Origin of the sequence: Lactococcus sp. UBA7128 (assembly GCF_002492185.1) — a bacterium.
Classification (GTDB): domain Bacteria; phylum Bacillota; class Bacilli; order Lactobacillales; family Streptococcaceae; genus Lactococcus; species Lactococcus muris.
This window is the reverse complement of record NZ_DKXK01000029.1, coordinates 1-9809: the sequence shown is the minus strand read 5'-3', so window position 1 is coordinate 9809 and position 9809 is coordinate 1. Positions and strand designations below refer to the sequence as shown.

General features: G+C 39.5%; 10 protein-coding genes. 3 read left to right on the top strand and 7 right to left on the bottom strand.

The window, feature by feature from the left end:
* Nucleotides 1-119: 119 nt before the first annotated feature.
* The 4 genes from B4H39_RS03725 to B4H39_RS03710 are packed head-to-tail and all read right to left on the bottom strand — an operon-like array spanning nt 120 to nt 3973.
* Entirely contained in the window at nt 120-1103 is a 984-nt protein-coding gene (locus tag B4H39_RS03725; protein ID WP_251423906.1) for an FAD:protein FMN transferase, read from the bottom strand.
* Complete coding sequence (locus B4H39_RS03720; protein ID WP_251423903.1) at nt 1072-1668, bottom strand: NADPH-dependent FMN reductase; 597 nt, start codon at nt 1666-1668, stop codon at nt 1072-1074. Before B4H39_RS03720 ends, B4H39_RS03725 begins: the two co-directional genes overlap by 32 nt.
* A gap of 55 nt (nt 1669-1723) precedes the next feature.
* Nucleotides 1724-2530, bottom strand: a complete 807-nt coding sequence (locus B4H39_RS03715; RefSeq protein WP_251423900.1) for a transporter substrate-binding domain-containing protein — start codon at nt 2528-2530, stop codon at nt 1724-1726.
* Between the two features lie 12 nt (nt 2531-2542).
* A complete protein-coding gene (locus B4H39_RS03710; RefSeq protein ID WP_251423897.1) occupies nt 2543-3973 on the bottom strand; it encodes an amino acid permease in 1431 nt (476 codons plus the stop codon).
* A 324-nt stretch (nt 3974-4297) separates the two neighbouring features.
* Here B4H39_RS03710 and B4H39_RS03705 point away from each other — a divergent pair, with 324 nt between their 5' ends.
* The gene (locus B4H39_RS03705) at nt 4298-5050 is read left to right on the top strand and encodes a peptidylprolyl isomerase (RefSeq protein WP_202230432.1); all 753 of its coding nucleotides are present in this window, start codon (nt 4298-4300) and stop codon (nt 5048-5050) included.
* 500 nt (nt 5051-5550) lie between these two features.
* Here the strand turns inward: B4H39_RS03705 and B4H39_RS03700 are convergent, their stop codons facing one another.
* The 3 genes from B4H39_RS03700 to B4H39_RS03690 all read right to left on the bottom strand — a co-directional run bounded on the left by B4H39_RS03700 (nt 5551) and on the right by B4H39_RS03690 (nt 8222).
* The gene (locus tag B4H39_RS03700; RefSeq protein WP_202230433.1) at nt 5551-6429 is read right to left on the bottom strand and encodes an RluA family pseudouridine synthase; all 879 of its coding nucleotides are present in this window, start codon (nt 6427-6429) and stop codon (nt 5551-5553) included.
* Nucleotides 6430-6742: 313 nt separating this feature from the next.
* Nucleotides 6743-7555 carry an NAD kinase gene (locus tag B4H39_RS03695; protein ID WP_251423893.1) on the bottom strand — a complete coding sequence of 271 codons (813 nt, stop codon included), beginning with the start codon at nt 7553-7555 and terminating at the stop codon, nt 6743-6745.
* Nucleotides 7542-8222: a GTP pyrophosphokinase gene (locus B4H39_RS03690; protein ID WP_202230435.1), complete on the bottom strand. Its 681-nt coding sequence runs from the start codon at nt 8220-8222 to the stop codon at nt 7542-7544. Before B4H39_RS03690 ends, B4H39_RS03695 begins: the two co-directional genes overlap by 14 nt.
* A 301-nt stretch (nt 8223-8523) precedes the next feature.
* On the opposite strand from B4H39_RS03690, the gene B4H39_RS03685 reads away from it, so the two are divergent.
* On the top strand, nt 8524-9120 hold the full coding sequence (locus B4H39_RS03685; RefSeq protein ID WP_202230436.1) for a CYTH domain-containing protein: 597 nt from the start codon (nt 8524-8526) through the stop codon (nt 9118-9120).
* A gap of 130 nt (nt 9121-9250) precedes the next feature.
* Nucleotides 9251-9769: a dithiol-disulfide isomerase gene (locus B4H39_RS03680; protein WP_251423890.1), complete on the top strand. Its 519-nt coding sequence runs from the start codon at nt 9251-9253 to the stop codon at nt 9767-9769.
* Nucleotides 9770-9809: the final 40 nt, after the last annotated feature.

Below are 9809 nucleotides of genomic sequence, written 5' to 3'. Positions count from 1 at the left end.
ACTTTCTGAGTCTATAGTATAAAAAAAAAAAAAAAGGTCAAATGAAATGAGCGTTTGATGAGAAAACTCAAGTTTTAATCCTATTAAAAAACTCCCGAATTCAGGAGTCTTGATTTTACTTAGTTTTTTAAGACGAAACCCTTGTCCATCACTCTCACATCTTTAGGCTTCATCCCAAGAATTTTTATTTTTCTGTCCTTGCTAATCAGAACTGCCCCTCGAATAACTGAGCGATTCTTAAGAAAAACTTCTTCTGGATTTTCTGCAAAAAACAAGCGTTTTGCCTCAATCTCCCCGTCCAGTGATGTGTCAGAAAATACAGTCACACTCGCTAGATTGTTCGCATGGGGATAACCTGTTTCGGGGTTGAGAATATGATGATAAGTTTTCCCCTCCCTCTCTAAATAACGCTGATCAATCCCTGAAGTTACAGACGAGCTTGAACTTGTTAAAACTTGTAACACTAGCGATTTATCCTTTTCCAAAGGATTCCGAACACCTACACGCCATTGTCTATTTAAGGGCTTTCCTAGAAAACGAAGATTTCCCCCAAGGTTAATCATCCCCGTACAAAAACCCTGTTCCCTCCAAAATTCTGCAATTTTGTCTGCAATATAACCCTTGGCAATTCCTCCTAAATCTAGGGACATCCCCTTTTCAGGGAGAAAAATTGCCTTCTCCTGCTCATCAAAACTAATGCCGTCAGGATTCGTCAAACAAAGTGCTTCTTGAATTTCCAAATCCGAAGGAACCCGTGCATCTGCAAAGCCAATATGCCATAGTTTAGCCAACGGTCCAATACTTGCATTGAAGCCAAAGTGCTCCTGACTGACACGAACAGCTTTTTGAGTAAGCGTATAAACCTCTTTGGATAGACTTACTGCTTTCACTCCTGCCGCCTTATTGACTTCCATCAGCTCCGAATGCTCCCTGTGGACAGTAAATAAATCTTCGTAATGTACAATCTTTTCGTAGGCCTGATCAAGTTTTTCCACACTTGCTAATCCTTCTGCCCGCAGCAAGCTCAGTTCAATAACTGTCCCGAGTGCCTGATATTTTTTCGATAAAAAGTCACTCATGCTCAGAAGCTCCAGTATCTGCATCTGTCTCCATAAGCTTTCTCAGGGGTTTCAAGCTTTTCGCATAAAGACAAAAATTCCTAAAGCAGTGCTCCAACCAAGAAATAGTCTGCCTGTCTATCAAATTTCCCGAGGTATCAAAAGATTCTGTTGCGTGACTGAGTAGAAATTGGTTAGCAGGCAGAACAAAAGCTTCCAAACCAGGTGATGAAAGAATCTGTCTAAGATTTTCCTGAGCAAAAACAGTTCCCTGTTTGCCCAAGGAGGTTCCCACTATCATAACCGGGGTATTGACAAGCGGCTGAACTGCACTCCAAGATAGCCATTCCAGCAAGGACTTCAAAGCAGCTGTAATCCCGTGATTATATTCAGGTGTAGAAATAATCAGACCATCTGAATCTTCTATCGCTTCTGCAATTTCCAAAATTTGCTTGGGCAAGTCCAAACTATCTTCAGTAAATAAGGGAAGCCCCGCTATTTCAATAATCTCAATCTCGGCTTCATCTACAAAATGTTTTTTCATATACCAGAGCAACTTTCTATTATAGGAAAAACTGGCATTGGTACCTACAATTGCAATAAATTTCATATCTATTCCTCTTCATTAAAGTAAAAAGAGCTTTCGCTCCTTTTATTTTAACATCTTAGGGTTGAAACCACCGCTGCGATAGCTTGCTAAGTTCACCTGACTGACGAAGTTCTTGTAAACCTTGGTCTACTTTACTGATCAGCTCTTTATCTCCCTTACGAGCTGCGACAACATAATTTTCTTGGGGGTATGGCGTGTTGAGAATGTTAAATACAGCATTAAGCTGCTTTTCCTTGAGGTAAGTCTTTGCATAATGTTCGTCCAAGAGAAGGGCTTCAACTTTCCCCTCTTGCAAGGCTGCCACTGCTTCACTGGGTTTATCATATAAAAACATCAGATTTTCTTTTACAATATTTTTTAAGACATGGGGATACTTACCAAATATTTCGTACTCTACAGAAGCTTTCTGTCCTCCGACAAGTAAATCATGCATGTCGCCGATATTATAAATATTCGCCTCCCTTGGTACAAGTAACACAGTTCTTGAAGTAAGATAGGTTTGACTAAATAACATATCTTTTTTATGTGCCTTGTTTACGATATAGGGTCCCCAGATTAGGTCCACTTCTCCCTCTCTTAAAGCCTTCTCCTTGGAAGACCAGTCCAAAGCTCTCCACCTAATCCGAATATCGTAAGAATCAAAGATAGCCTCAGCCAAAGCTACATTGAAGCCTGTAGGTTTTTGCTTTTCCTGAGATGAGCTTAAGGGTGCAAAGTCTGCTTCGTAACCAATGGTGATTGTCTTACTTTCTTCAACTTTTTCCCATGTATTTTCCTTTTGGCTAAGGCCATAGGCTGTTAGGCTCATAAAGATAAGTAAGAGGAGTAAAGGGATGAGGAGATAGGTTTTGATTTTCTTCATTCTATCATTCTATCATTTCTCACGCCGCAAATCTACTGCTTTGAGTGGAACTAACTTTGTATGATATTTCCATTTATAGCCGAAATAGAGTGCTAAAAACAAAGGAATCGCGGCGTATAGGGCTAAACCTTCTCCCCAGTGACTGCTGAAAAGTAATGCTGGATTAAGATTAATCACAATTGCCACTGTCATTATTAGGGATATAATGGGACCAAAGGGAAACCATTTGGCTTGATAAGGAAGCGTCTTTAGATCCCTCCCTTGTACTAGGAAAGCACGACGAAAGCGTATATGGCTAAGAGAAATTCCTACCCAAGCGATAAATCCTGTCAAACTTGATAAATCAACCAGTAGAAGATAAATTTGCGTCCCAAAAATCCCTGTTAAAAAAGCAATCACACATACAGCTGTAGTTGCCAACAAGGCGTTTATAGGTATACCGTTTCTGGCTATTTTGGAGAAGTGTTTTGGTGCACCTTCTTTTTTTCCCAAAGAATAAAGAATACGTGTCGAAGCGTACATGACAGAGTTTGCTGATGAAATGACAGAGGTTAGTATAACAGCATTCATCACACTGGCCGCAACAGCCAGACCAATGTTTTTAAAAACAATGGTAAAGGGACTCATCACAGCTGTCGAATCAGAATTCAACAATCGTGGATCTTGATAGTTAATGAGCGCTGCAATAATAATGATTGTAAAAATGTAGAAAAGAAGGATGCGCCAGAAAATAGAGTTCATCGCTTTAGGAATACTCTTTTCAGGATTTTCTGTTTCACCTGCTGTAACCCCCAACAACTCTGTGCCTTGGAAGGAAAAGCCTGCGATAAGTAAAACGCCCACAAATCCCGTGATACCTCCTGCAAAGCCATGATTTTCAGCAGTAAGATTTTCCACAACGTTAATATGATTTCCAAAAATACCGATAATTGTCAAAAGCCCAACCACGAGAAAAACAAGGATTGTGACCAGCTTGATAATAGACAGCCAGTATTCTGTTTCTCCAAAGGCCCGGACTGCCATAATATTGATCGCGAAAATAAGCACAGCAGCCAGACCTGAAAAAATCCAAGTAGGGACATGCGGCAACCAAAATTGGGTAATCAATCCTGCTGTCGTCAAGTCAACGGCAATGGTGATGGTTCCATTTAGCCAGTAATTCCAGCCCAGAGCAAAGCCAAAAGCTGGATCAACAAACCGTGAACCATAATCTGTAAAAGATCCTGATGTTGGCAAATATGTTGCCATCTCTCCTAAGGAAGTCATCACAAAATAAACCATTATCCCAACCAAAATGTAAGCCGCTACCGCTCCAAAAGGACCTGCCTGGCTGATGGTTGCTCCTGAAGTCAGAAAGAGCCCCGTACCAATTGTGCCACCCAAGGCAATCATCGTGATGTGCCTCTGCTTTAAATCGCGTTTTATTTGATTTTCATTTTTCATATTTTTTTCTTTCTCTAAAACTTTTTGTTCACTTACAGCATAATTTTGCCCAAAAGAAAAGACCAAATAGTCAAACTATCCGGTCTTTTTGAGAATCACCGGCATAGATGTCTTTCGAGCGTACTCTAAAGCTGCATCTATACCAAAAGTATGACACAACTCCTATCTATGCACATGATGATGTTGAGCTTGTCGGTCAAACTTAGACATATATGATTCTCCTTCCTGATATTTTTATTTAGTATATTCCTTTATTCAAAATTTTGCAAGAATAAACTTTTCATAGTCGTTTAGTCTGAGGAATATTTATGTTAAAATATAGAAATGGAAAAGAAAAAAAATACGAATATCATTTTTGGAGGACTCTTAGTCCTTGTCGTTGTTATTGTCGGCAGCCTAATTTACTTTGCAAACAACTCCGGCAGCACAACTGATGCAAAAGACGACCTGCAAAGTGTAGCACTCCCGCAGCTATCTACTGAGGTTGGGCAAGACGAAGCTGAGGTTCAAATCCAAACTACAGCAGGAAATATCAACATTAAACTCTTCCCTAAACTTGCGCCGATGGCTGTGGAAAACTTCTTGGCTTTAGCTAAAGAGGGCTACTATAAGGACAACGAGTTTTTCCGAGTGATTAACAACTTTATGATTCAGACAGGCGACCCTAGCAACAAAGGAACAGGCAGCAAGTCGGTTGTGAATAATAACAAGCCCTTTGCTACTGAAATCTCTAACCAGCTTTATAATATTCGTGGTGCAGTATCACTTGCTAACAGTGGTCCGGGAGAAACAAGTAGCTCACAATTCTTCATTGTTCAGAATCCTAAAGCTGCGGATCAAGGCTTGACAACAGAAAAATACCCTGAGAAGATTATCGAAGCCTACAAACAAGGTGGAGCTCCTTTCCTTGACGGACAATACACTGTCTTCGGTCAAGTTATCTCTGGCATGGATGTTGTAGATAAGATTGCTGCAGGTAAAGTGACAACAAACCCAAATAACCCTCAAGAAGAATCTTCACCTGTTAATCCTGAAAAAATTACAGGTGTGAAAATTATCAAGGGCTGGGATTTCTAACACCTAACACATAAAAAAACTCTTGTTCAAATACAAGAGATTTTTTTATAGGCTGACAAGATAAGCAAATAGTTCCCCCCCTTGTCCTCCTATCACATAAGGTTAAGGAATAAAAAAGAGCTTAGCGCTAACAAGCTCTTTGTAGCTACATGAAAAATGACAGTCCAACAATTGATAAGTAGCCGCCATCAATCTGCTAAATATAGTGCCCCCAAAAGTTAGAGTTAAAAATTTAACATTTGGAGGTCTTTTCTTATTATTCAATATCTCCGCATCGGCATTGTAAATACAAGGGGGAGTAACCGTGTTACCGGCAAACATTATTATCCTTCTCTTCTTGCGCGGGCAGCTCACGAAATAGGAACAATGATAGGAGCATCTTATGATGGAGAAGTTCAAAAACGATATTTTTTTGAATTGAAGCTAATAAGATGCTTAGGCTATTCCCATAGGAATAGGCGTCTAGCATTAGTTCCTTTAGGAACAATGATAGGAGCATCTTAACCCATCAATCTTTGCATATCTTCTGGCATCTCTAGCTCAATATCGATTAATTCATTTGTAAAAGGATGTACAAATTGTAAATGATGACAATGAAGTGCTTGACGATCTATTAACTCATGGTTGCCACCGTAAAGTTCGTCTCCTACAAGAATATGTCCCAGATGTGAAAAATGAACACGGATTTGATGGGTCCGACCTGTATGTAAAACAACATCCAGTTGCATCAGACCATTTTTTTCCGCCACAACTTCATAGCTTGTCCGCGCTTCCTTTCCATCAGGACTCACGCGCCGCTCGATGATTGAAGATTCTACTCGACCAATAGGCAGATTAATCTCGCCAGATTTTGGTAATTTTTCATCCGCATAAATAATGGCATAATATCGTTTTGTCACGCTCTCTTTGTACTTTGGATGCACAATTAAAGAATGGGCCAGACTGTGCTTAGCAAAAAGCATCAAACCGCTCGTATCGCGATCCAAGCGCGTGATGATATGCACTGTTTGATCTTCATATTTTTTACGGACAATATAGCCTTTGACCAGATTAGACATGGCGCCTGTCGGATGCAAACGTCCCGTAATTGACGTCCGTCCTGCCGGCTTATTGACAATCAAATAATGTTCATCTTCAAAAACCACCTCTGGGTCAATATCCTCGGGAATCAGCAGGTCTGTTCCTTGTTCTACCGGTGTTATAATCGTCACAACATCATCGACTTGCAAAGGAAAGAGAACGTTGCGCTCCATACCATTCACCAAAATCTTGCCACCATCAAACTTGACATGTGAAAGAAAGCGCTTGGAAACACCATGCTGCTTCAGTAAAGTTTTTACCGTGTTCCCATCAATTGTATTTGTAAACGAAAATTCCACTGCCTTAACTTCTCCTCTTAAGTCTGTTCCTGATCAAACATTTGTATGCTTCCTTCTAGCAGATTAAGTCTTACTTTTCGACATCTAAAAACTCCAACACATGTCGGAGTTTGCCTAGAACAGGATTTTATTATATCACATTTGTTTCGTATGAGTAAATATGTTTTAATCAAAAATAAGACAAGCACATGAAATAATGAATGAAAACGAGAAAGCTTCCTTGTGCTATTTTGCTCTAAAAAAACAGCTCAAAATCTCTCAAAATAGCCAATGTCGTCAAAAATCGCTTTCATACATCAAGCACTTCATACCCTTACTCAACTTCTCCAATAAATGCGTTTCGCACACGTTCCCAAAAACTTGTGTGGGCACAGTTAGCAAAAGCAATCGTTTTGCCGTCCATACTGTATTCGATAGCTTCAATCTTTTCATAATTAAAACTCAGCTGATCGACAGTGACACTATAGTCCTCAACATCTTCCGGACAAATGATAATCGTGTCTTTTTTAGCAACCACCATCGGTGCACCTAATGTTCGGTAAACAATATTATTAAGGCTGGCTATCTCAGCCATTTGCATGGCTTCCACGTGGGGATGCAAAACAGCGCCTCCTATAGACTTATTATAGGCTGTTGATCCCGTAGGTGTGGACACAGAAAGACCATCACCACGGAACTTCTCAAAAAGAAAATCAGATATTTTGATGTCCGCCACTAAAGTCTTAGATGTGCGGCGAATGGTTGACTCATTAAGCGCATAATGCAGTTTTTCAGAACCATCCTGGAACTTCACCAAAATACGGAGAAGGGGATAATGTACAGCATGTTGAGCTACTTCTGATTCTAATGCCACAATCACCTTATCTAAATCAGTATCCATGAAGTCGGTATAAAAACCCAAATGTCCCGTATGAACGCCTAGAAAACGAAGCTTATCCAGTTTATTCTCATAGAGATGCATGGCTTTGAGTAAGGTACCATCCCCCCCTACAGAGATAACTACTTCTGGATCTTCTTCCTCAAATTGAAAATTTTTAGCTTGCAAAAGCGCTGTTAACTCTAACAGCGTTTCCTGTGATTTTTCACTTGAGTTCCCTACCAACCAGATTTTTTTACCAGAGCTCATTGTCTTCCCCGTTTTCCTTTTTATAATCCAGCCTTGCTTGAGGATCATCAAAAAGCAATTGTGCTTCCTGAATATCTTCTCGAATGGCTCCCATTTCCATATCAAGCTGTGCTGCCATATGTGCTGCAGTAGTCAAACGTTCTCGGACTTCCTCCGGAATAACCCCGCCATATTTATAACTTAGGGAATGTTCAATCGTTGCCCAAAAATTCATTGCCAATGTCCGGATTTGAATTTCTGCAAGAACGACCCGTGAGCCTTCAATAGTATCAATTGGATACTCAATCACAACATGATATGAACGATATCCACTCACTTTTTGATTGTGTATATAATCACGCTCCTCAACGATTTTTAGGTCTTTACGCTTTCTTAAGAGCTCCAAAACATCCCAAACATCATCAACAAACTGCACCATAACGCGAACACCAGCGATGTCTTCCATCTCTTGAATCGTTTCCAGTGTATAGCCCCTCATCACAGCCTTCTTACGAATCGAGTCTCGGCGCTTTACACGACCAGTAACGAATTCTATCGGTGAGTAGAGTTTTTTCTTCAAAAATTGCTTGCGCACGCCACGGAGTTTGATTTTTAATTCTCCGACCGTTTGAACATAGGGATCAAGAAATTCTTCCCAATCAAATTCGGCTGCTGTACTTTCAGTCATAAGCTTATCCAAATTAACCTTTGGTCAATTCTCCTTTGCATTTTATTACAGTCCTCCTAAATTATACCATATCTCCCCTATATTAACTAGACAACTTTACATAATTTAGAGTGGGAAAAAGCGGTCACAAATGTACCATAGACCTTAGAAATAGGAGGTCCAGTTTCTTTGTGACTTTACTTAGATACGGGCTTTTGATATACTTTTAAATAATAAATCATTTATCATTCTAACCAGAAGGGAGGATGTCTCTCTTGGAGATCTTGCAAAGAGTAATCTAAATAGAGCATCTTTTATAAAAATGTCAACAAATTTAGAAATCGAGCATAAAACGATGCTCTCCATGCCGGAGTATGACCGCTTGAAAACCCTCTTTTCTCATGTCACTCCGGTTCGACAGACAAATCACTATCTTGACTCCCAAGATTTTACACTTCGGAAGAAAAAGTTAGCCCTACGTATACGTACCTTTGACCGTTCAGCGGAAATGACGCTTAAGGTCCCTCAACAGGTAGGCAATATTGAGCATAACATAGAGCTTACGCTTGAAGAGGCACAATACCTTATCTCTCAAAAAAGCGTCACCTGTGGTAAAACTGACCTCAGTGAAATCTGCGATATTTTGAAAGAGAGAGGTGTTGATTTAGAAAGTATCACCTTGGTGGGGAGCTTAACAACTATTCGCTATGAACAGCGTCTTCCTATTGGTCTAGCAGCTCTTGACAAAAATGACTATCTTGGGCATACGGATTACGAGCTAGAATTAGAAGTAACAGACAGTGAACAGGGAAAAAAGGATTTTTTAGCTTTTTTGAAAAAAAATCACATTGAATTTCGTTTTTCAAAGTCCAAAGTCGTGCGTTTTCTGGACTGTTTACGCCATATGAATCAACAGTAAAAAGTGCTTATTTAGCACTTTTTGCATATAATTTGGTCTGCTATCTAAAATTTGATAAACTATATTTCATAGATATACCAACAGATAAAAAATAATTATAACAGACTTAATAAGGAAAAATATAACACTTATGTATGACATCCATCATTTTTTCACCCCAATTCTTAACAAATTCTCTGAATTTGACTCTCACAACTGGTATCTCTATCCTCTGGCTACACTTGCAGCAGCTAAAGAACTACGTGACAGCAGTAATCTGCCTAAAAATATTGAGCATCTCAATGCCAGCTTCGACCGCCTTCAAAAGATTTCTTCAGACTTTTTAACGATAAATCTGCACGGACGAAAATATGGACGAAAGTTTATCCTGGCCTTGCAAGAAAGGTTAGAAAATCTAACTGTTCTCGACTACAACAATCAGATGCGTCACGAGATATTGTTAGAAATAAACTTAACCACCGCTGACTTTGTGGCTCATCGCCATTTTGCCAAAAAGCAAATGATAAAAAATGCGCAAGAATTTTATAAAAATAATTTCACTCAAATTCCAGCAACCTTAGTTTACACAGAAAATGAATGTTTACATATCGAGAGCTATTCTCACCTTATTATTCAAAATTACCTTCGTCATATTGAAAAAACTGCCTGATATGTCAAGCCCCAATAAAATAGACAAGTAGAAAAACCTA